Source organism: Bradyrhizobium sp. CCBAU 51753 (assembly GCF_015291565.1).
Classification (GTDB): domain Bacteria; phylum Pseudomonadota; class Alphaproteobacteria; order Rhizobiales; family Xanthobacteraceae; genus Bradyrhizobium; species Bradyrhizobium ivorense.
The window spans coordinates 4,534,837-4,554,974 of record NZ_CP030037.1; the positions used below are offsets into that span (position 1 = coordinate 4,534,837).

Genomic DNA, 20,138 nt, shown 5'->3' on the forward strand with positions numbered 1-20,138 from the left:
CATGGTCGCACCCCTCAGAGTGGGCATAGCGGGGCTCGGCACCGTCGGTGCCGACGTCGTCCGCCTGATCGAAACGCAGCAGCGCCTGCTGTCCGAGCGCTCCGGCCGCGGCGTGCGCGTCGTCGCCGTCACCGCGCGCTCCAAGGCCAAGAAGCGCGGCGTCGATCTGCGCGGCATCGAATGGGCGAAGAGCCCGCAGGCGCTGGCCGAGGATCCCGACGTCGATTGCTTCGTCGAACTGATGGGCGGCGCCGGCGATCCCGCGCTCTCCGCCATCGAGGCCGCGCTGAAGTCCGGCAAGTCCGTCGTCACCGCCAACAAGGCGCTGATCGCCAAGCACGGCCTGCGTCTCGCCGCCGCCGCCGAGAAGCATGGCGGCGCGCTGAATTTCGAGGCCGCGGTCGGCGCCGCGATCCCGGTCATCAAGACGCTGCGCGAGGGCCTCGCCGGCACCAGCGTCAACCGCGTCTATGGCATCCTCAACGGCACCTGCAACTACATCCTGACCCGGATGGAGCAGGAGGGCATCTCGTTCGAGGAATGTCTGAAGGACGCCCAGCGCCTCGGCTATGCCGAGGCCGATCCGTCGTTCGACGTCGACGGCTACGACACCGCGCAAAAACTCGCGATCCTGGCGAGCCTCGCCTTCGGAACCAAGGTTGCGGAGAGCGCGGTCTATGTCGAGGGCATCTCCTCGATCACGCCGGAAGACCTCAAGGCCGCCGCCGAGCTTGGCTACCGCGTCAAGCTGCTCGGCGTCGCCGTACGCACTGCAAAGGGCATTGAGCAGCGCGTGCACCCGACCATGGTGCCGAAATCATCCTCGATCGCGCAGGTGATGGGCGTTACCAATGCCGTGACGATCGACGGCGAGGGCATGCCGCCGATCACGCTGGTCGGTCCCGGCGCCGGCGGCGGCGCGACGGCCTCCGCCGTGGTCGCCGACATCGCCGACGTCGCGCGCGGCATCCGCGCCAGGCCGTTCGGCCGTCCGGTGGAGCGGCTGGGCGATACCACCAAAGCGCCGATGGAACGCCACGAAGGTGGCTATTATATTCGCCTGATGGCGCGCGATCTGGCAGGCACTGCTGCAACAATCGCCACCCGGCTGGCGGAACAGAAGATATCCCTGGAATCGATTGTGCAGCGGCATCCGGATGGCGTTGATGTGAACGGTTCGGCCAAAAAACCTTCACCGGTCCCGGTCATTCTGATTACCTATGCGACCAGTGAGGATGCCGTGCATCGCGCGCTGGCTGCAGTGCAGCGTGACAAGGTCATCAGCGGCCGGCCGCAGGTGATCCGGATCGAGAAGAACTAGCGCGTTTTCGAGCGAAGTGGGTACCGGTTCGCGTGAAGACGATTGAGGCGGGCAAGTTCGCCCGCGCCTAGAGGCCTAAGGAGTACGCCGATGTCGACCCATATTTCCGTTCCGCCCCAGATGTTGCTCGAGCGCATCCTGACGCTCGAAATCGTGCGGGTGACGGAGCGTGCGGCGGTGTCGGCCGCGCGGCTGCGCGGCCATGGCCAGGAGAAGGCGGCCGACAAGGCCGCGGTCGACGCGATGCGCCGCGAGCTCAATCGCCTGCCGATCGAAGGCACCATCGTGATCGGCGAGGGCGAGCGCGACGAGGCGCCGATGCTGTTCATCGGCGAGAAGGTCGGGCTCAATGCCGGTCCCAAGGTCGACATCGCCGTCGATCCGCTCGAAGGCACCACGCTGTGCGCCAAGAACATGCCGGGCTCGATCGCCACCATGGCGATGGCCGATGGCGGCACGCTGCTGCACGCGCCCGACGTCTACATGCAGAAGATCGCGATCGGTCCGGGCTTCGACAAGAACGTGATCGAGCTCGATGCGCCGCCCGCCGACAACGTCCGCCGCCTCGCCAAGGCGAAGGGCGTCGACCCCACCGCGATCAACGTGCTGGTGCTCGACCGTCCGCGCCACGCCGACATCATCAACAGCGTGCGCTCGACCGGAGCAGCCGTGCAACTGATCACCGACGGCGACGTCGCCGGCGTCATTCACTGCGCCAAGCCCGATGAGACCGGCGTCGACATGTATATCGGCACCGGCGGCGCGCCCGAGGGCGTGCTGGCCGCGGTGGCGCTGCGCTGCATCGGCGGCCAGATGCAGTGCCGGCTGATCCTCGACAGCGAGGAGAAGCGCGAGCGCGCGCACAAGATGGGCGTCACCGATCCGAAGATGATCTACGGCATCGAGGACATGGCCAAGGGCGACTGCCTGTTCGCCGCCACCGGCGTCACCACCGGCTCGCTGCTGTCGGGCGTGAAGTTCAAAAAGGACGTGATCGAGACCGAGACCGTGGTGATGCGCTCGGTCACCGGCACCGTGCGCTACATCAAGGCGGAGCACCGGCAGCTCGACAAGTTTTATCTGGATTGAGGCCCTACGTCGTTCCGGGGCGATGCGACAGCATCGAACCACAGATGCGCAATTGCGGCATCGGGGAACCTCGAGATTCCGGGTTCGCGCTCTCGAGCGCCCCGGAATGACGGAAGCAACCAACAACAAAAAAGGGAGTCCGAGCATGTCCGATCTTTCCGCAGTCAAGGCGCTGGTGTTCGACGTGTTCGGAACGGTGGTCGACTGGCGCACCAGCCTGATCAACGATTTCTCGAAATGGGGCGAGACGCGCGGCATCAAGGCCGACTGGACCGCGCTGGTCGACGGCTGGCGCGCGGTCTATGCCGCCTCGATGGACGAGGTGCGCAAGAACCCGCAGAACGGCTATGTCATCCTCGACGTGCTGCACCGCCGCTCGCTGGAGAAGCTGGTCGCACAGTTCGACATCAAGGGCCTCACCGAGGCCGATCTGCAGCATCTGACCACCGGCTGGCACCGCCTGCATGGCTGGCCGGACAGCGTCGCCGGCCTGACCCGGCTGAAGACAAAGTACATCATCTCGCCGCTGTCGAACGGCAACGTCGCGCTGCTCACCAACATGGCGAAGTTCGCAGGACTGCCGTGGGACCTCGTGATGTCGGCGGAATTGTTCGAGCATTACAAGCCCGACCCGGAAACCTATCTCGGCGCGGCAAAGCTGCTCTGCCTGCCGCCGGAGCAGGTGATGATGGTCGCCGCGCACAATTACGATCTCAAGCACGCGCAGAAGCACGGCCTGAAGACCGCCTTCGTGGCGCGCCCGCAGGAATACGGTCCGCTGCAGAAATACGATTTCGAGGCCACCGGGCAGTGGGACATCGTGGCCAAGGATTTCGGGGAAATAGCCGACCGGATGGGCTGCTAGCGCTGGCCTGCGATTCATCGAAGCGTTACGATTCCTTCCCAGGGCGATGACTCGTCACCGCCTTGGCTTTTCGTTTGAGCATGATCTTCTCGGAAATCCGCTTCACACTTTTCCGGATCATGCTGTGGAAGGAATCATGACGCTGCACGCATCCGCATTGCCCGTCGAGGCGCCCCAGGCGTTCCTCGGCGTGACGCGGTCGCTGACCGGAAAACTCTGGCGCGACCGGCTGGATGCGCGCGGGGCGGCGCGGGCGCTCGCGATCGTCCAGCGCCACAATCTGCCGGAAATGCTGGCGCGGGTGCTCGCCGGGCGCGACGTCGAGATCGACGCGGTCGCCGACTTCCTCGATCCGACCATCCGCAAGCTGATGCCGGATCCGCATACGGTCACCGAAATGGAGGCTGCCGCCAAACGCATCGCGGACGCCGCGGTGCGCGGCGAGAAGGTCGCGATCTTCGGCGACTATGACGTCGACGGCGCAACCTCGGCGGCGCTGCTCGCCTGGCATTTGCGGCACTGCGGGCTCGATCCGTTGATCCACATTCCCGACCGCCTGTTCGAGGGCTACGGCCCGAACACCGAGGCGGTCCGCGCACTCGCGGCGAAGGGCGCGACGCTGCTCGTCACCGTCGATTGCGGCACCACCAGCATCGAGCCTTTGGCAGAAGCGAAGCGGCTCGGCATGTCGGTGGTCGTGATCGATCATCACCAGACCGGCGACGAACTGCCCGTGGTCGACGCGCTGGTCAATCCGAACCGGCCCGACGATCTGTCGGGGCTCGGCCATCTCGCCGCCGTCGGCCTCGTGCTGGTGACATTGGTGGCCGTCAATCGCGACCTGCGCCAGCGCGGCTTCTGGACCGCCGAGATGCCGGAGCCGGACCTGCTCGGCATGCTGCATCACGTTGCGCTCGGCACCGTCGCCGACGTCGCGCCGCTGATCGGGCTCAACCGCGCCTTCGTGGCCAAAGGGCTGATCGCGATGCGCCGCCGCGACCATGTCGGGCACACCGCGCTGATGGATGTGGCGCGGCTCAATGGCCCGCCGGAGGCCTGGCATCTCGGCTTCATGCTGGGGCCGCGCATCAATGCCGGCGGCCGTATCGGCCGCGCTGATCTCGGCGTGCGGCTGCTGCTCGAGGGCGACGTCTCGGAGGCGGCGCGGATCGCAGCCGAGCTCGACCGCCTCAACACCGAGCGCCGCGTGATCGAGCAGGCGGCCGAGGCACAGGCCGAAGCCGAGGCGCTGGCCTCGCTCGGGCTCGAGGACAAGGGCGCGGTGATCGTCACCGCCGCCGAGGGCTGGCATCCCGGCGTGGTCGGGCTGGTCGCCGCGCGGCTGAAGGAGAAATTCGCGCGGCCGGCGTTTGCGATCGCCCTCGAGCCCGGCGGCATCGGCACCGGATCGGGCCGCTCGATCGGCGGCGTCGATCTCGGCCGGGCGGTGCGGCAGGCGGTGCACGACGGCTTGCTGATGAAAGGCGGCGGCCACGCCATGGCCGCCGGCGTGACGCTACGCAAGGAGAAGCTCGCCGAATTCCGCGCCTATATGGAGAGCGCGCTCGCCGCAGATGTCGCCAACTCGCGCCACGAGAACGAGCTGTTCATCGACGGTGCGGTGACCGCGCGTGCGGTGACGCCGGAATTTGCCGCGATCCTCAATCGCGCAGGTCCGTTCGGCAGCGCCAATCCGGAGCCGGTGATCGCGCTGCCGTCGCATCAACTGGTCTATGCCGACGAGGTCGGGCAGGCGCATTTGCGGCTGCGCTTCAAGTCAGGCGACGGCTCCATCGTCAACGGGATCGCATTCCGTGCGGTGGGACAAAAGCTCGGCAGCGCCTTGACGCAAAATCGCGGTCAGCAATTGCATGTGGCCGGCTCGCTCGCAGTCGACCGTTGGCAAGGCACCGAACGTGTGCAATTCCGTGTCCACGACGTCGCGGTCCCGGATCAGGGCCCGGCGGTGATCCGATAAGAAACGAGCGGGAGTGGACATGGCAGGACAGGTTGAAGGCAAGGTCGCGCTGGTGACCGGCGGCGCCTCGGGGATCGGCGCGGCCATCGTGGAATTGCTGACACAGGAAGGCGCGACCGTCGTCGCGACCGATATCGACGAACTGAACGGACCCGAACTCGCAGCGCGGCTCGCCAAGGCCGGGGGCAAGGTGATCTTCTTGCCGCAGGACGTCACCAGCGAGGAGCGCTGGGTCGAGGTGGTCGGCGAGGTCGGCAAGCGCTACGGCCGGCTCGACATAATGGTCTCCAACGCCGGCATCGGCGTCGGCGCGCCCTCGATCGTCGACATGACGCTGGCGGACTGGCGCCGGCAGACCGCGATCAATCTCGACGGCGTGTTCCTGTCGGTGAAACATTCGCTGCCGCTGATGCGCAAGCATGGCGGCGGCTCGATCATCATGATGTCCTCGCTGGCCGGCCTGCGCGGCGCGGCGAACCTCGCCGGCTACAGCGCAACCAAGGGCGCGGTGCGGCTGTTTGCAAAATCGATCGCGATGGAATGCGCGCAGATCGGCGACGGCATCCGCGTCAACTCTGTGCATCCCGGCATCATCGACACGCCGATCTGGGGCAAGATCCCGACCGCGGCTACCGGCGCCGGCCAGAACGCGCCGATCGACCCCGAGGAGCGCGCCAGATTCGCAACGCCGCTCGGCCGCGCCGGCCAGGCGATCGAGATCGCCCAAGGCGTGCTCTATCTCGCCTCGGACGCCTCGCGCTACGTGACCGGCACCGAGCTCGTGATCGACGGCGGCATGAATGCGGGCGGCGTGGTGCGGACGCCGCCGGCGCGATGAGACAAGGCTGAATTAGTCGGACTGCGGACTCATTAAGACGCAGCCATGGCCTAATCGACGCGAGTTGAACGACGGCAAGATAGTTGGCGGCGAGCCTGTCGTAGCGCGTCGCCACCCGACGACATATTTGATCCTGTTGAAGAACCGCTCGACCCGGTTGCGACATCGATCATTTCACGTCTACGGGTTCCGCGACTACTGCCGTACGTTCGGCCAGTTCGGGAACCCTGGCCAAGTAGGCTTGGTAATGTTGCGAGGCGCGATGTGCATCGACCGCAGTCACATCTCGGTAGAGCTCATCAATGACGTAACGATGATCGATCGAATTGTCGCGCCAAACGTCCCAACGCAGATTACCGGGCTCTGCCCTGCAATGCGGCGCAAGGCCGACCAGAAGTTCTCTCAGCTCATCGCTTTTGCCCGGGTGAGCAACCAGAAGAGCAGTAATCTTCGACGGCATCGCGATCGACCAAAACTTTTCAGAGTGACGGCTGGCTTACTTCAGCCAAGCGATGTTCGGCTGCCTATCTTACAATTTTCTCATTGCTGCCAGCAGCTCTTTTGCCAGGAGCCCAGCTGAGGCCGGATTCTGCCCAGTGATGAGGCGTCCATCGACGACGACGTGAGGTTGCCAGTTTGCTACGGACGTATATTCGGCGCCCTCTGCCCGCAGCGCATCTTCCAGTTCGTAGGGAACGTCTTCGCGCGCGTAGTCATATTCTTCCTTCTTCGAGAACGAAGTCAGCTTCTTGCCCTGCACGAACGGCTTGCCATCGCCCAGGTCCACCCCGAGAAGCGCACACGGACCATGACAAACTGCAGTCACAAACTTGCCCGTACTCCAGGCACGCACGACTGCATTCTGAACGATAGGGTTACGCTGGATATCGACCATAGGCCCAAGGCCGCCAGGCACGAAAATGGCATCAAAATCGGCAGCATCCACCTCGGCAAGTTTGCGGCTGCGATTGAGGCGGCGAAACGCCTTGCTTTCAAGGAAGGCTTTCTCCGCAGGATCTTTCTCGTCGTAAGCATCATACGGCGTCCATCCACCTCTTAAAGAAGCGAACTCAACAGCGATGCCTGCCTTGTCAAGAACATCGAACGGATGCGCGACCTCAGCGAAGAAAAAGCCCGTCTTACGATTTTGCGGACCGATCACCGCTGCGTTGCTGACGATAAACAGGACATGTTGAGTCATGGTGCGTTTCCTAGAGGAGTCCATAAAGGACGAGCGCTAAATCTGTCGTCGCTACGACACTACCCGGGCAGCCAAGAACCGTATTTCCGAATCCTGCGGGATCATGAGCAATCCCTGCGGTACCCCGGATCGTAACGATCGGCATTCACCTCGACCTGGCCGCAGCACAATTCGCGATACTGCCCCGGAGTGAGGCTTGCGGCCTTCCGGAAGACGCGCGTGAAGTTCGCTTGCGAGCCAAAACCGAACTCCAGGGCAATTTCGACCAAGGACAGACGGTTGCGCGCTAGTTCGTGCCGCGCAGCCTGTATGCGGCGATCGATCACGTAACGGTGCGGTGACAATCCGGTTGCCTCGCGAAACAGCCGGGAAAAATGGTAGGGGCTGAGGCAGGCCTGAGCCGCCAGATCCTCGAGTCTGATTTCGTCTCCCAGAGAAGCCTCGATATAGTCCAGTACGCGCTGCAGGCGCCGTGGATCGAGCGACGGCAACCTGTCGGGCGCGCGCCAGCGGTCGATCGTATAATTGCCCAGAAGATGCGCTGCGAGCGCCACTTGAATTCCCTCCACGAACAGCGCGTCAGTCGACTGGCGGGGACGATGAAGCAGATCCCGAAGCGGCGAGCAGATGTGGAAGAGCACCTGGTCCGTCAGACCGTGGGCGTAGGCGATCTCGATCTTTGCCGGATCGATATTGAAGTCCGCGAGCGCGCTCTGGTCCAGCAACGCTGGCGGGAGGTAGAGATGAAGACATTCCATCCGGTCCGAAAGCTCGAGATGACTCTCCTGCGTCCCCACCGGGACGAGGTAGCTCATGCCCGGGCGTGCGAGGCTCTTCTGGACTTCGCCATTGCCGGCGCGGCACACCATCCCGCCGCCCGATAGCAGCATGACGAGCTCGGTACAGATCGGAACGGGTGTTGCCTGGCGCCCTGCCTCGAACTTGCGATGCTCGATGCTCAAGCCCGGCCAGTCGTTGGCCGCGGCCAGCTTTTCGCTGTTCTGATATTTCTGATCTCCATGCGTCACGAGCACCATGACGACCTCCGCTGGTTGCGGCGAATCCCGGCCCCGTATCGCGAGCGAGCGATCATTCCATCCGGTGGTGAGTTGCAGCCCCGGCCGCTGCCACGCCGATCGCGAATTACTCACAAGCGGCGATGGCGAAGTCCATAGGCGGCGCGGTTAAAAGAGGTAAAAGCCAGGCGAGCCAAAGACTTGGGATCATGCATTCGATGACTTGGAGAACTGATCTCGCCGCGATGAGCAAGATGCGTCGGTCATCGCGCAGGAATAGGAAATACCGCAGTGCCGGCGTGAGCTAGTGGTGGGCCCATCAACGGCAATGCCGCCGTATCAAATGATTGGAGCCAGGTATGAAGCCGCTTATCACCGCGCTTGCTGCGATGTCGATTGCAACAGCCCAAGGCGCCACCGCCGTCGCGGCCGAGAAGACCGTATCCATCGTCCTCGTCCATGGCGCCTTCGTCGATGGCTCGGGCTGGAAGGACACCTACGACATTCTCTCGGGTGCAGGCTATGAAGTGCTCGTCGTGCAGCAGCCGACAATCTCGCTTCGTGACGATGTCGCGGAGACCGAACGCGTGATCGCCAAGGCGCGGCATCCGGTGATCCTCGTCGGGCATTCCTATGGTGGAATGGTCATCACCGAGGCCGGCGACAATCCGAAAGTTCGCAGCCTGGTCTATCTCGCGGCATATGCTCCCGATGTCGGGGAGTCGGTCAGCACGCTGTCGGAAGCACCCGTGCCGCCCGGCGAGCACAAGGGTCCCTTGGTCACTGAAGGCAATTATCTCTTCGTCGAGCGCGATAAATTCCCGACCTCCTTCGCCGCCGGTGTCGACCCGGCCACGACCCGCTTCATGGCTGCGGCGCAATTGCCGTTTGGATTGCAGGCGGTGCAGACCAAGGTCGAGCGCGTGGCCTGGAAGACGAAGCCGACCTATTACATGGTGACGATGGAGGATCACATTATCCCCCCGAGCTTACTGCGCACCATGGCCAAGCGCTCGGGCGCGAAGGTGACTGAGATCAAAAGCAGCCACGCGGTAATGCTGTCGCATCCGCGCGAAGTCGCGGCCTTCATCAGAAGCGCGGATACATCCGCGACCGAGTGAGACCGGCGGCACCGCGCACGGACGGACTTGTCTGTCGCACACAAGGACTCGCAATATGGCCCTCAAGGATATTCTGCCGGGAAGATTGGGGTTCGGCGCGGCGCCGCTCGGCAACATGTTTCGCGACATCCCGGAGCAAGAAGCGCTCGCAACGGTGAATGCGGCCTGGGACGACGGCATCCGCTACTTCGACACCGCGCCCTTCTATGGCGCGGGTCTTGCCGAGATCCGCATGGGCGCCGCGCTCGCCGACCGGCCGCGAAGCGACTATGTCGTCAGCACCAAGGTCGGAAGATTGATCCTGGACGAGATCGAAGATGTCGGCGCCCGTGACCTCGGCGAAAAAGGGGGCGTGTTCAAATACGGGCGTCCGAACAAGATTGTGAACGACTATTCCCGGGACGCGACGCTGCGCTCGATCGAGGACAGTCTGAAGCGGCTCGCTATCTCCCATATTGACATCGCCTTCGTGCATGACGTGGCGCAGGACTTCTACGGCGACGAATGGCTTTCGGTCTTCGAAAGCGCACGCAAGGGCGCGTTCACGGCGCTCGACCAGTTGCGCGACGAAGGCGTGATCAAGGCATGGGGCCTCGGCGTCAACCGGGTCGAGCCGATCGAACTGCTGCTCGCGCTCGAAGAGCCGCGCCCCGACGGCTTCCTGCTCGCGGGCCGCTACACGCTGCTCGATCATGCAAGGGCGCTTCAGCAGGTGATCCCGATGGTTGCGGAGCATGAGCTCGCGATCGTCGTCGGCGGACCCTACAGCTCCGGCGCACTCGTCGGCGGTCCGAACTTCGAATATGCTCCGGCGCCTGCGGAAATCCTCAACAAGGTGGCGCGGATCAAGGCGATCGCCGACCGCTACGGCATCAGCATGAAGGCGGCAGGCCTGCAGTTCGCGCTGGCAAACCCGGTGGTGGCTGCCGTCATTCCCGGAGCGAGCCGTCCAGGCCGCATCGCTGAGGATCGCGCGGCGCTCGAGGAAGTCATTCCCGCCGATTTCTGGCGCGAGCTCCGTTCGGAGGCGCTCGTCAACCCCGCGGCTCCGCTCCCCGGCTGAGTGCATGTGAAAGAATAGTTCGCCAAGCTTCCGAAACTCGCCGATGACAGCGTCGAGGTTGTGTGCATGGCGGGTCTCGACAAGCCTAAAAATTGGTCAGAAGCCCCTACACGAGCCGTTTTGCGCGGTAGTCATGTAATTTCAAGATGGCTCACTTCAACAAGTTTGCAGCGCATGATAATACCAGGCGATCTCCTCGATCGATTGGCAATGCTAAATGCGGACTGCTGCACGGCAACGGGGCGCACCTCGACAGGAGCTGACATTCAGCTTCGGCCCGTTTCGACTGGTGCCCGGCCGTCAGTTGCTCCTTCTCGACGAGCGTCCCGTCAAACTGGGCGGACGCGCGTTTGAGCTCTTGCGGCTGCTGGTGCAGCGCCGTGGCGAGCTAGTCAGCAAGAACGAGCTGATGGCGGCAGCCTGGCCGGGCACGTTCGTCCACGACAGCAATCTTAAGGTCAATATGTGGAGCTTGCGGCGCTCGCTGGGAGACACCCAGATCGAGCCCATCTACATCGCCACCGTGGCGCGGCGCGGGTACAAATTCATCGCCGATGTCCGGGTCGGCATAGGCGAGATCGAGGAGGAGCCTACGCCGGCCGATCCGCTCCCCCTTTCGCACCCGCCATTGCCGCGCGGCATCGTCGGCCGCGAAGCCGACATCGCCGAAATCGCCGATCTGCTCGCTGGGGACAGGCACGTGACCCTGGCCGGAGCAGGAGGGATCGGTAAGACGACCGTAGCCGTGGCCGTCGCCCAGGGATTTGCGTCAAGGTATCGCGACGGCGTCTGCTTCGTCGATCTCGCTACGATCTCCGATCCTACTCTGTTCGGCGCGGCGCTGGTGACTGCACTCGGTATCAGAGGCAATACGGACATTGGTCTGGCTGCTGTCCTCGACTTTCTAAGGCCGCGGCAGATGCTGCTCGTCCTCGACAATTGCGAGCATGTGCTGCCCGCCGCCACAATCTTTGCCAGCAAGTTCATGACGGACACATCGCCATCCCGGCTGCTTGCGACCAGTCGCGAGCCGCTCGGCACCACCACTGAGCATGTCGTGCGGCTTGGCGCTCTAGCTTCTCCGAGATCTGGCCAGGGGCTGTCGGTTGATCAGGCTGTCAGGTTCCCGGCGGTGGAGTTGTTCGTCCGCCGCGCCGCCGAATGGTCGGACTACGAGTTCGTCGACGATGATTGCGAAGCCATCGCCGCGGTCTGCCATTCGCTGGACGGACTTCCACTGGCCATCGAATTGGCTGCGGCTCAGATCGGCAGGTTCACTCCGCGGGAGTTGTTGGTCATCCTCGATCAGAAGCTCGGTTTTAGGGCTGCCAGGACCGACGGCGCGCCGCCGCGCCATGAGACCCTGATGGCGACGATTGAGTGGAGCTTCCGGCTGCTGCCGCAGAAGGAAGCCAGGCTGTTCGCCCTGCTGTCCGTGTTCAGCGACGGGTTCGAGATCGAGGATGCGGTCTTCGTCGCGGAAGCGGCAGGGCTCACGCCAGTGGACGTCGTGACCGGACTCGGCAGCCTCGTCGCCAAATCACTGTTGAGCGCGCAGGTCCGGGGCGCGAGCCTGCGCTACCGGCTGCTCGACAGCACCCGCCGCTATGCCGCCGAGCGGCGTGAGGGCGATCCGGCATGCGGCCGGGCGCTGCGCCGCCATGCGGAGCGCATGCTTGCGCTGTTCGAGCAGTCCGAGGAGGAGTGGAACTGGCGCGAGCCGGCTGATTGGACCGAGCGCTACCTCGGCCGCATAGCCGATCTGAGAACCGCGCTGTCATGGTCGTTCGGCGAGCAGGGCGATGCCATCCTCGGCATCAGGCTTGCGGTTGCGGCGATCACCCTGTGGTCGGAAACCTCCATCTTATCGGAGGCGCAGGCGCGGCTAGAGGGCGCACTCGCCTTGGCCAAGAGCGTCGGGTGCGACGATCTGTCGAAGGCAAAGCTCGCCTGTGCCCTCGGATGGAGCCTGTTCTACGCCCGCAAGATTTCGAATGAGAACGAGGTCGCCTGGCTTGATGCGATCGCCTTCGCAAGGCGCGCCGGCAGCATCGACTATCAGCAGCGCGCGCTGGTGGGTTTTGCGTTCTACCTGCTGCAGATCGGCGAAGTCGCGCGTGCCATAACCTATCTTGAGGAGGCCACCTCGCTGGCCGACCGGGACCGCGATTTGACGGCGACATCCGAAGCCGACAGGGCCCTGGCCTGGGCCCGCGCCTTCGCAGGCGAATTAAGCAAGAGCCGCCCGGTTCTCGATCGGCTCGCGGCAACCCATTCGCTGGCGGAGGGCCGTTCGCGCAAGGACGCGAACGAGGTCTACCGCTTCATCACCGTCCGCTTCAACCTGCCCTTTGTAGCGTGGATGCAGGGGCAAGCCGACTACGCCACCAGGCTGGCGCGCGATGCCGTTGATGCTGCGGACCGCGGGGGCCATTGGGTGTCGCAGTCGAACGCACTCGGGCTCGCCGCACTTCCTATCTCGCTCGAAACCGGCGATCTTGGCGCGCTTGAGATCTTCACAGAACGGCTGCGTCGCAACCTGGAACGCGAGCGCATCTCGCGCTGGGTTCCGGTCGAGCGCTATTTCTCCGCCTGCCTGCGCGACTTGCGTGGCGATCCGCGCGCGGTGGAGGATGTTCGAGCCGCGATTGACGAACTGATCGAATGCCGCTTCCTGATGCGGATCGGCAGCTATCTGGCTTTCCTCGCTCGCGCTTATCTGCGGCAAGGGCGGATCGCGGAAGCGCGTGATGCCATCACGCGAGCGATCGACCATCATGAACGACAGGGCGAGCGCTGGTGCCGCTCGGAACTTCAGCGGGTCGATGCATCGATCCTTGTCCACGCCGGCGAAACGATGCATGCCGAAAAGCTGTTACAACAGGCGCTGGCTGAAGCTCGCGCCATCGGCGCGTTGACCTTCGCGCTTCGGATCGCCACCGACCTCGCCGTTCAATGGGCGGCGACAGACCGCGAGATAAAAGCGGTTCGATTGCTTGCTCCGATTCTTGATGAATTTACCGAAGGGTTTGGTACGCAAGACCTTGTTCGTGCCTCTCGATTGTTGACTCAGATAGCGGACAGGACAAGTGGTGTGGGACTCTTAAAAAAATGACCCCCGGAATGAAGTTGATGCAATTGGCAAGCTATTCTTCAGAAGGATCACGGCCACCATTTTTCGATCTCGGACTTCTGGAGGGCGGCAAGTGCCTCCGGCATCCGCTGCTCTCGCGGATACTTCCGCTCATGGCATCGCGACATATTGCGCCGCCGCACGAACTCAGCCGCTATAGGGCAAAGCGGACATTGCGTTCGTTGCATCACGCCGCTGGGTTTATGGATACACGGCCTAGTCGGACCGCAGACTTGCTTCGCCGCTCCCGGTTGCGGGAAGCGGGGCGAGCCTGGGTTCGGAATAGTAGAATAATACCGCTGTTTTGCCCGAACGGCTACTTTGCATGGGGTTGTTTTCGCTGGTTTGGCGGTGCGCCCTGCGACGGCGAGCGCGTGTGGCGGTCAGCCCCGGTTCCAACCTGACTTCGTCGCGACCTAGGCCCGTTCTTCCCAAATCATGGCCAGGTGGACGATGGTCTGCACCGCCTTCTCCATGTCCTGGCGGCTGACCCATTCGAGCCGGGAATGGAAGGCGTGCTCGCCGGCGAAAATGTTGGGGCAGGGCAGTCCCATGAACGACAGCCGCGAGCCGTCGGTGCCGCCGCGGATTGAGGTCTTCACCGGGGTCAGGCCGGCGCGCTTGATCGCCTCGATCGCGTTGGCGACGACCTCCGGATGGCGGTCGATCACCTCTTTCATGTTGCGGTATTGCTGCTTGACCTCCATGCGATAGCTCGAGCGCGGATAGGCCGTCATGACGTCCTTCACGATGGCCTCGAGCAGCGCCTCCTTCTGCTTCAGGCCGGCCTCGGTGAAGTCGCGCACGATGAAGTCGATCCGCGCCTTCTCCAGCGCGCCCGAGATCGCGACCGGATGCAGAAAGCCCTCCTTGCCCTCGGTGGTCTCGGGCGAGCAGGTGTCCTTCGGCAGGCGGTCGACGATCGCGGCCGCGATCTTGATCGCGTGCTCCATCTTGCCCTTGGCAAAGCCCGGATGGGTGGCGACGCCCTCGATCATGATGCTGGCGCCGTCGGCGGAGAAGGTCTCGTCCTCGATATGGCCGGCGCTTTCACCGTCCATGGTGTAGCCGAAGTCGGCGCCGAGCTTTTTGATGTCGACCTTGTCGACGCCGCGGCCGATCTCCTCGTCCGGCGTGAACAGGATCTTGATGGTGCCGTGCTTGACCTGCGGGTTGCTGACGAGGAAATGCGCGGCATCCATGATCTCGGCGAGGCCGGCCTTGTTGTCGGCGCCGAGCAGGGTGGTGCCGTCGGTGGTGATGATGTCGTTGCCGATCTGCTCGGCCAACGCCGCATGCTCGGCGGCGCGGATCACCTGGGTGGAATCGGCCGGCAGCACGATGTCGCCGCCGCGGTAGTTTTTCACGATCTGCGGCCTGACGTCCTTGCCGGTGCAGTCGGGCGAGGTGTCCATGTGCGAGCAGAAGCAGATCACCGGCACCGTCTTGTCGGTGTTGGCCGGGATCGTGGCGTAGACATAGCCGTGCTCGTCGAGATGGGCGTCCACCAGTCCCATCGCCTGCAACTCGGCGACCAGCTGGCGGCCGAGATTCTTCTGCTTCTCGGTCGAGGGGCAGGTCGGCGAATCGGGATCGGACTGGGTGTCGATCACGACGTAGCGCAGGAAGCGCTCGGTGACGGTGTGCTTGAAGTCGAGAGCCGGTGCCAGCATGAAAACCGCGCAAAGGATGAGGGGGTAACGTTTTCGAGCGAAGGCGGTTCGCGTCAAACGTGTCGAAGCCAGGAATATACCGGCTCTCTAACAGAAAAGCGCCATTCCGGGGCCGCGTCGCGAGCCGGAATGACGCTTTGTTTAACGGGATCTGCAGGGAGGCCTAGACGGCTTCCTTCAGCTCCTTGGCGGCCCGGAAGGCGACCTTCTTGCTGGCCTTGATGTGGATCTGCTCGCCGGTCGCCGGATTGCGGCCCATGCGGGCGGCGCGCTTGCGGACCTGGAGGATGCCGAGGCCGACGATCCTGATCCGCTCGCCCTTCTTCAGGTGCTTGGTGATCCGCGTGACCATGTCGGTCAGGATCGCCTCGGCCTGCTTCTTGGACAGCTCCTGCTCTTCGGCGATGGCCGCCGCCAGATGCTTCAGCGTGATCGTCGCCGGGGTCGCTGCTTTCTTCGCCATGTGTCCCTCCTCGTTGCTGAATGGCTGGATTGGTGTTTTCGCGCGAATGGCAAACCCGTTCGCGTCAGCAAAATCCGTCTGCAAGAGTCCTGAAACCACCAGTTATGAACAGGGTCAGCGCCTAGGCCGGTTCAGGAAACCAAGACGTATCAGGCCTTATTTGATTCGGGGCTTTGCCGACACCGCTGTTTTGCCCGAAAATTGGGCGCAACTTGCATCGCCGGCGCAAAAACGCCTGTCCCGTGCGGACTTCCGCAACGTCCTTGACTAACGAGATGAGGACCATTATGCCGTCGGTCCTGCGCGGATCAATCCGATGATCGGCATCCGCGGGAGTAGCTCAGTTGGTTAGAGCGCCGCCCTGTCACGGCGGAGGCCGCGGGTTCGAGTCCCGTCTCTCGCGCCATATTTTCAACGGCTTAGCCCAAGTTCCAGCTTTGAGAAGTGTCATAAGGGATGGGCACTCCGACGCCAGGCAGACAGTGTTGCGTCCGCCGAGGGGCGTGCTGGTCGGCGGACTGATCACGTCGATCTATGCGCTGACGGTTCTGCTCACGACCATTCCCTATCCCGGCAAGATCGGGGTCAACTACAATACCCTCGGCACCGACTGGATGGTGTTCTACGGTGCCATCCGCTCGGTGCTGGATGGCCACGCATCGCTGATTTTCGACGCCGAGCGCTTCACCGATTTCCTCAACACGGCTTTTGCCGGTTGGCTCTCCAAGCCACTCGACCTGCGGCCATGGGCCTATCCGCCGAGCTTCCTTCTGCTGTTGCTGCCATTTGCCCCGCTGGGCTTCTTTGCCTCCTATGTTGCGTTCCAGCTCGCGACCGCCGGCCTGCTGGCCGTCGCGCTGCGGTTCAGAGCGGATGACCGGGCGACATCCGAAGTCCTGCTTGCGATCGTTCTGCTCTGTCCTGCGGCCTTCATCAATGTGATCGATGGCCAAGCGGTCTTTCTGGTGGCCGCGTTGGTTGTCGGCGGTCTGCGCCTGCTCAAGTCTCGTCCCGTGCTGGGGGGATTGATCCTCGGATTGCTGACCTTCAAGCCGCAGTTCTGCATTCTGGTGCCGCTGGCCCTGATCGCCGCCGGGCAATGGCGCGCCTTCTGGGCCGCCGGCCTGTCCGCGTTGGCCCTGGCGGCGGCGAGCGGGGCGATATTCGGATGGGAGCTCTGGCTGCGCTGGTTTCCCCTCATGGTCGAGAATCTGACCGGCTCCAACACCAAATGGATCGAGGTCGGCAGGATTTGGGGCAACAGTGTCTACACCTGCGCGATGCTGCTTGGCGCGCCGCAGGGCCTGGCGTCCGGGCTCCAGCTGCTCGCAGCCTTGTTTGCTGCGGCCTCCGTTGTGATCGCGTTCCGGTCACAGCTGGGCGTGAGAGAGAGGATGGCGGTCTTTCTCGCCGCGACGCTGCTCGCGGCGCCGCATTCCGGACCCTACGATCAAGAACTGCTCATGCTAGCCGCAGTCCTTTGGCTGACGGTGTTGGATGCGCCGCGCCCGCCGCTGTGGTGCTGGACATTGGCGCTGTTGGTCTGGCTGGTGCCATTGGTCAGCCCGCCCGTTCTCATTCCGGTGAGCAGGCCCGCGCCGCTGCTGACGGTCGCGCTGATTGTGCTCGTGCTTCACCGTCGGCCGGTGCTAACTCACAACGCCAGCCGGTGACCACTGAAGCCCAAGCTCTGTCGACTCAAGCTCCGATCCGGGTTCCCTGAGAACTCTGCTGCGCCGTCTGCGACGTCCAGGATGGCGCAAGACCAACAGCACTGATCGGCCGGGCGATCGGTTCGGGACTGTGGGAAAACTCCGGACGCCATTCGGGCGTCAGCCACCACAGCAGGAACAGCACGGCCACTCCGTTCGACAGCATGCTGGTCGTCAGCGGCACGTTCAGGATCGCCTGGACCGCGATGCCGGACGAGACCGCGACGAAGCGCGGCGACAGATGGCGCGAGGCGATCGAGCCGACCGACAGAACCAGGCCGCAGACGAACGCTGCAACCGGTGCGAAGGCAAGACCGACCGAGGCGATGCCTTCGGTGGCAAGGAAGGAGGCGTTGAAATTGCCGTCGCGATAGACCGCCGCAAGCGTCGGTCCGAGCTCGCCATAGCCGCAGCCGTGCAGATGTCGCAGGACGGATACCTGGCAGAAATGCGTCAGCTCGCGGCGCGCGAAGAAGTCGGCATAGTGATCAAGCGCCAGCGAGGGGATCGCGATGAAGCGCAGGTTGATGGCGCTGAATACGACGTAGCTCTTGTCCGGGAGGACGAAGAAGGCGGCGAGACCGATCATGATCGGCACCAGAAACGCCAGCACGGTCGCGAGCCGCGGGTCGAAGCGGCCGAACAGCCAGAACAGGAACGGCAGCCAGATCGGCAACAGCAGAATGGTCTTGTTGTTGACGACTGGATAGAAGCAGATCGCAAACAGCAGCACGCCGACCGCGGCCATCGACTGCCTGCGCGTGGCAAAATGCGCGAACAGATACGGCAGCACGGCTCCGATGATGATCCCGGTCAGATAGTTCAGCAGCGCCGGTCGCGTCACGATGTTGCGGGCTGCGCCGTAGGGATCGCCAAGGCTGGCCCCATAGGACAGGTCGGCAATCAGCACGGCGAACGCCATCCCGAGCAGCAACATCACGATGCGGCGCAACACGGCTTCCGACAGCTCGGGTCGCCAGATCGGGATATCCTGGAACAGGAGCGGGATGATCACCGCGGCCAGCGCGGCGATCATGGCCCAGCGCGCGATGGCATGGGGATAGTCGAACGCGCTGAAATGGCTGAGCCAAACGAAGCCGAACACCGCCGACAGCAGCGCGAAGGCGACCATGTAGCCGAAGCTGAATCGTCCTGCGACAAACGCCGGAATGAAGGCGAGCATGATCGCCGTGCCGAGCACGGCCTGTGCGGTGAAATGGTCGGAGCGCCAGAAATGCATCGCGGGAAACGCGTGCCCGCAGGCGATCATCGACACGATGCTGACGACGAAAAATCCGAGAATTGAACTTCCGACCATCAGGTCGTCTTGCGTCAGGTTCATCGGCCGGTCCGATTCCGAAAGCTGCGTGACAGCTAGTCAGCAAAGCTCGGAACCGGGCAAGTTAAACCAGGTTAAGCTAGGTCTCGTTCTGTGTTGATTTGTTTCTGACTGAAGCGCGACGCGCAGCGATCGCGGCGCATCGTTGCACAAGTTCAGGCGAAGAACGCGGCGATCGCTGCGAGGTCGGCTTCCACCGCGGCATCGCCGCGCAGGTTGGCGTCGATGGCGCGGCGGCAGGCTTCGACCGTGTGCGCGTCACCGAGCTCGTTGGCAGCATCGAGGATCGACCAGATCGTGTCGATCGGCACGCTGTCGCTGAGCTGGGCTGCTTTCGGATCTGACAGCATCGGCCGGCGTCCTAGAATTCGAACAGGTCGCTGCTGCGCTGCGCCAGCACATGCAGGTCCGCCATCGTGCCGCGGACTGCGCTGCAACGGCGGCATTCGATGATGGTGTCGTCGGACGTATGCGCCGGATCGGTCGCCTTGATCGACAAGCCGCCGCAATCGGTACAGACAATCTTGAAACCGGATGAAATGGTTTGCTGCTGCAAATTCATCGTGGCCTGAGCCCCTGTTGACGCCAACCTTACGGAACAACTTTTAAGACTGGGGTCGCGGAGTGGATCGCAATCGAGCGACCGCATTAGGAGGCAGTTAAGAGTCGCGCCCGGCGAAACGCGAAAGGCCGCCCAGGGGGCGGCCGTCTTGCTGCCGATGCCTGGAAAACGTTTAGCGGACGGTCGAGGTCCCCGACGAGGTGATCGCGACCGGCTTGCCGGCCTTGATGACCTGGGTGGACTGCGCGGTCTGGGTGAAGTCCGCGTTGTTGCGGGCCGAAATGCCAAGAGCTGCAACCGCGATGCCGGCCACGAGCGCGACGACCACAATCTTGAGGTGGGTCGAGCGGTCCGCTGAATGGATCGAGTGGTTCATGATCGCCTCCGGGCGTCTACGCGCCGTCTGTTGCATGGATTCGTAAGGCCCATCTGTTTCCGGATCGTTTCGTGGGTTCCCCGAAATGGTTTCATCCCGCCGGCGGTTTGGTTTCGCGGGCGGCTCGCCGGCGCGGCCGGCGGCCCGCCAGCTGGCCCAGGCCCAAACCGGGTCTGGGAGAAAAACAGTAATGAAAACAATGGTCATGACCCGCAGGGTGTGCTGGGAACGGGCTCCGCGACGGTCGCCGCCGCAATGCTTGGTAAACCTGTCCTTGCCGCGGCCGAGTTCGATTTCAAGCTCGGCGTCAACAGGCGGGAAACCTATCCGCCAACGTTCCGCCTCACCGAGGCCGCCGAGGCACATCGGCGTGTTACCTGACGCGTAA

The 20,138-nt window shown here is 63.6% G+C and carries 18 protein-coding genes, 1 tRNA gene and 1 pseudogene; 10 read left to right on the forward strand and 10 right to left on the reverse strand.

All coding sequences use genetic code 11. The features are described 5' to 3' along the window. Position 1: 1 nt before the first annotated feature. The 5 genes from XH93_RS20410 to XH93_RS20430 all read left to right on the forward strand — a co-directional run bounded on the left by XH93_RS20410 (position 2) and on the right by XH93_RS20430 (position 6,091). Complete coding sequence (locus XH93_RS20410) at positions 2-1,321, forward strand: homoserine dehydrogenase (RefSeq protein ID WP_139483925.1); 1,320 nt, start codon at positions 2-4, stop codon at positions 1,319-1,321. A 90-nt stretch (positions 1,322-1,411) separates the two neighbouring features. Beyond that, a complete protein-coding gene (glpX, locus tag XH93_RS20415) occupies positions 1,412-2,410 on the forward strand; it encodes a class II fructose-bisphosphatase (protein WP_139483924.1) in 999 nt (332 codons plus the stop codon). 145 nt (positions 2,411-2,555) lie between these two features. Next, positions 2,556-3,275, forward strand: coding sequence for a haloacid dehalogenase type II (locus tag XH93_RS20420; protein ID WP_194474928.1), 720 nt, complete (start codon positions 2,556-2,558; stop codon positions 3,273-3,275). 136 nt (positions 3,276-3,411) lie between these two features. After that, the gene (gene recJ, locus XH93_RS20425) at positions 3,412-5,253 is read left to right on the forward strand and encodes a single-stranded-DNA-specific exonuclease RecJ (protein WP_194474929.1); all 1,842 of its coding nucleotides are present in this window, start codon (positions 3,412-3,414) and stop codon (positions 5,251-5,253) included. Between the two features lie 19 nt (positions 5,254-5,272). Further along, positions 5,273-6,091 (forward strand): glucose 1-dehydrogenase, encoded by an 819-nt coding sequence (locus XH93_RS20430; RefSeq protein ID WP_194474930.1) that lies wholly within the window; start codon positions 5,273-5,275, stop codon positions 6,089-6,091. Between the two features lie 37 nt (positions 6,092-6,128). Here XH93_RS20430 and XH93_RS20435 read toward each other — a convergent pair. From XH93_RS20435 to XH93_RS20450, 4 genes and pseudogenes are all read right to left on the reverse strand, one after another. Beyond that, positions 6,129-6,253: pseudogene (locus tag XH93_RS20435) on the reverse strand (IS5/IS1182 family transposase); the annotation flags it as partial. A 7-nt stretch (positions 6,254-6,260) separates the two neighbouring features. Beyond that, a complete protein-coding gene (locus XH93_RS20440; protein ID WP_194474931.1) occupies positions 6,261-6,551 on the reverse strand; it encodes a putative quinol monooxygenase in 291 nt (96 codons plus the stop codon). 69 nt (positions 6,552-6,620) lie between these two features. Next, positions 6,621-7,292 carry a type 1 glutamine amidotransferase domain-containing protein gene (locus tag XH93_RS20445; protein WP_194474932.1) on the reverse strand — a complete coding sequence of 224 codons (672 nt, stop codon included), beginning with the start codon at positions 7,290-7,292 and terminating at the stop codon, positions 6,621-6,623. A gap of 101 nt (positions 7,293-7,393) precedes the next feature. After that, a complete protein-coding gene (locus XH93_RS20450; protein WP_194474933.1) occupies positions 7,394-8,329 on the reverse strand; it encodes a helix-turn-helix domain-containing protein in 936 nt (311 codons plus the stop codon). Positions 8,330-8,667: 338 nt separating this feature from the next. Here XH93_RS20450 and XH93_RS20455 point away from each other — a divergent pair, with 338 nt between their 5' ends. The 3 genes from XH93_RS20455 to XH93_RS20465 all read left to right on the forward strand — a co-directional run bounded on the left by XH93_RS20455 (position 8,668) and on the right by XH93_RS20465 (position 13,607). After that, entirely contained in the window at positions 8,668-9,429 is a 762-nt protein-coding gene (locus XH93_RS20455; RefSeq protein WP_371815094.1) for an alpha/beta fold hydrolase, read from the forward strand. Positions 9,430-9,484: 55 nt separating this feature from the next. Further along, the gene (locus tag XH93_RS20460; RefSeq protein ID WP_194474934.1) at positions 9,485-10,492 is read left to right on the forward strand and encodes an aldo/keto reductase; all 1,008 of its coding nucleotides are present in this window, start codon (positions 9,485-9,487) and stop codon (positions 10,490-10,492) included. A 217-nt stretch (positions 10,493-10,709) separates the two neighbouring features. Continuing rightward, complete coding sequence (locus XH93_RS20465) at positions 10,710-13,607, forward strand: winged helix-turn-helix domain-containing protein (RefSeq protein ID WP_194474935.1); 2,898 nt, start codon at positions 10,710-10,712, stop codon at positions 13,605-13,607. 434 nt (positions 13,608-14,041) lie between these two features. On the opposite strand, the gene pepT is transcribed toward XH93_RS20465, so the two are convergent. Continuing rightward, positions 14,042-15,298 (reverse strand): peptidase T, encoded by a 1,257-nt coding sequence (pepT, locus tag XH93_RS20470; protein ID WP_194474936.1) that lies wholly within the window; start codon positions 15,296-15,298, stop codon positions 14,042-14,044. Positions 15,299-15,461: 163 nt separating this feature from the next. Next, a complete protein-coding gene (locus XH93_RS20475) occupies positions 15,462-15,761 on the reverse strand; it encodes an HU family DNA-binding protein (RefSeq protein ID WP_016847738.1) in 300 nt (99 codons plus the stop codon). A gap of 329 nt (positions 15,762-16,090) precedes the next feature. Here XH93_RS20475 and XH93_RS20480 point away from each other — a divergent pair. After that, positions 16,091-16,167, forward strand: a tRNA-Asp gene (locus tag XH93_RS20480). A 97-nt stretch (positions 16,168-16,264) separates the two neighbouring features. Then, a complete protein-coding gene (locus XH93_RS20485; RefSeq protein WP_194474937.1) occupies positions 16,265-17,434 on the forward strand; it encodes a glycosyltransferase family 87 protein in 1,170 nt (389 codons plus the stop codon). Positions 17,435-17,459: 25 nt separating this feature from the next. On the opposite strand, the gene XH93_RS20490 is transcribed toward XH93_RS20485, so the two are convergent. From XH93_RS20490 to XH93_RS20505, 4 genes are all read right to left on the reverse strand, one after another. Further along, positions 17,460-18,815 carry a hypothetical protein gene (locus XH93_RS20490; protein ID WP_194474938.1) on the reverse strand — a complete coding sequence of 452 codons (1,356 nt, stop codon included), beginning with the start codon at positions 18,813-18,815 and terminating at the stop codon, positions 17,460-17,462. A 152-nt stretch (positions 18,816-18,967) separates the two neighbouring features. Beyond that, complete coding sequence (locus XH93_RS20495; protein ID WP_194474939.1) at positions 18,968-19,162, reverse strand: hypothetical protein; 195 nt, start codon at positions 19,160-19,162, stop codon at positions 18,968-18,970. A gap of 11 nt (positions 19,163-19,173) precedes the next feature. After that, entirely contained in the window at positions 19,174-19,374 is a 201-nt protein-coding gene (locus XH93_RS20500) for a hypothetical protein (protein ID WP_139483911.1), read from the reverse strand. A 172-nt stretch (positions 19,375-19,546) separates the two neighbouring features. Then, on the reverse strand, positions 19,547-19,750 hold the full coding sequence (locus XH93_RS20505) for a hypothetical protein (RefSeq protein ID WP_139483910.1): 204 nt from the start codon (positions 19,748-19,750) through the stop codon (positions 19,547-19,549). Between the last annotated feature and the right edge of the window lie 388 nt (positions 19,751-20,138).

Excerpts from the sequence above, each read along its gene's own strand:
- XH93_RS20465 (WP_194474935.1), top strand. The coding sequence starts at position 10,710 with ATGCGGACTGCTGCACGGCAACGGGGCGCACCTCGACAGGAGCTGACA.
- XH93_RS20440 (WP_194474931.1), bottom strand. The coding sequence starts at position 6,551 with ATGCCGTCGAAGATTACTGCTCTTCTGGTTGCTCACCCGGGCAAAAGC.
- XH93_RS20430 (WP_194474930.1), top strand. The coding sequence starts at position 5,273 with ATGGCAGGACAGGTTGAAGGCAAGGTCGCGCTGGTGACCGGCGGCGCC.
- XH93_RS20410 (WP_139483925.1), top strand. The coding sequence starts at position 2 with ATGGTCGCACCCCTCAGAGTGGGCATAGCGGGGCTCGGCACCGTCGGT.
- XH93_RS20445 (WP_194474932.1), bottom strand. The coding sequence starts at position 7,292 with ATGACTCAACATGTCCTGTTTATCGTCAGCAACGCAGCGGTGATCGGT.
- XH93_RS20495 (WP_194474939.1), bottom strand. The coding sequence starts at position 19,162 with ATGCTGTCAGATCCGAAAGCAGCCCAGCTCAGCGACAGCGTGCCGATC.
- XH93_RS20505 (WP_139483910.1), bottom strand. The coding sequence starts at position 19,750 with ATGAACCACTCGATCCATTCAGCGGACCGCTCGACCCACCTCAAGATT.
- glpX (WP_139483924.1), top strand. The coding sequence starts at position 1,412 with ATGTCGACCCATATTTCCGTTCCGCCCCAGATGTTGCTCGAGCGCATC.
- XH93_RS20460 (WP_194474934.1), top strand. The coding sequence starts at position 9,485 with ATGGCCCTCAAGGATATTCTGCCGGGAAGATTGGGGTTCGGCGCGGCG.
- XH93_RS20450 (WP_194474933.1), bottom strand. The coding sequence starts at position 8,329 with ATGGTGCTCGTGACGCATGGAGATCAGAAATATCAGAACAGCGAAAAG.
- XH93_RS20490 (WP_194474938.1), bottom strand. The coding sequence starts at position 18,815 with ATGAACCTGACGCAAGACGACCTGATGGTCGGAAGTTCAATTCTCGGA.
- XH93_RS20420 (WP_194474928.1), top strand. The coding sequence starts at position 2,556 with ATGTCCGATCTTTCCGCAGTCAAGGCGCTGGTGTTCGACGTGTTCGGA.
- XH93_RS20500 (WP_139483911.1), bottom strand. The coding sequence starts at position 19,374 with ATGAATTTGCAGCAGCAAACCATTTCATCCGGTTTCAAGATTGTCTGT.
- recJ (WP_194474929.1), top strand. The coding sequence starts at position 3,412 with ATGACGCTGCACGCATCCGCATTGCCCGTCGAGGCGCCCCAGGCGTTC.
- XH93_RS20475 (WP_016847738.1), bottom strand. The coding sequence starts at position 15,761 with ATGGCGAAGAAAGCAGCGACCCCGGCGACGATCACGCTGAAGCATCTG.
- pepT (WP_194474936.1), bottom strand. The coding sequence starts at position 15,298 with ATGCTGGCACCGGCTCTCGACTTCAAGCACACCGTCACCGAGCGCTTC.
- XH93_RS20455 (WP_371815094.1), top strand. The coding sequence starts at position 8,668 with ATGAAGCCGCTTATCACCGCGCTTGCTGCGATGTCGATTGCAACAGCC.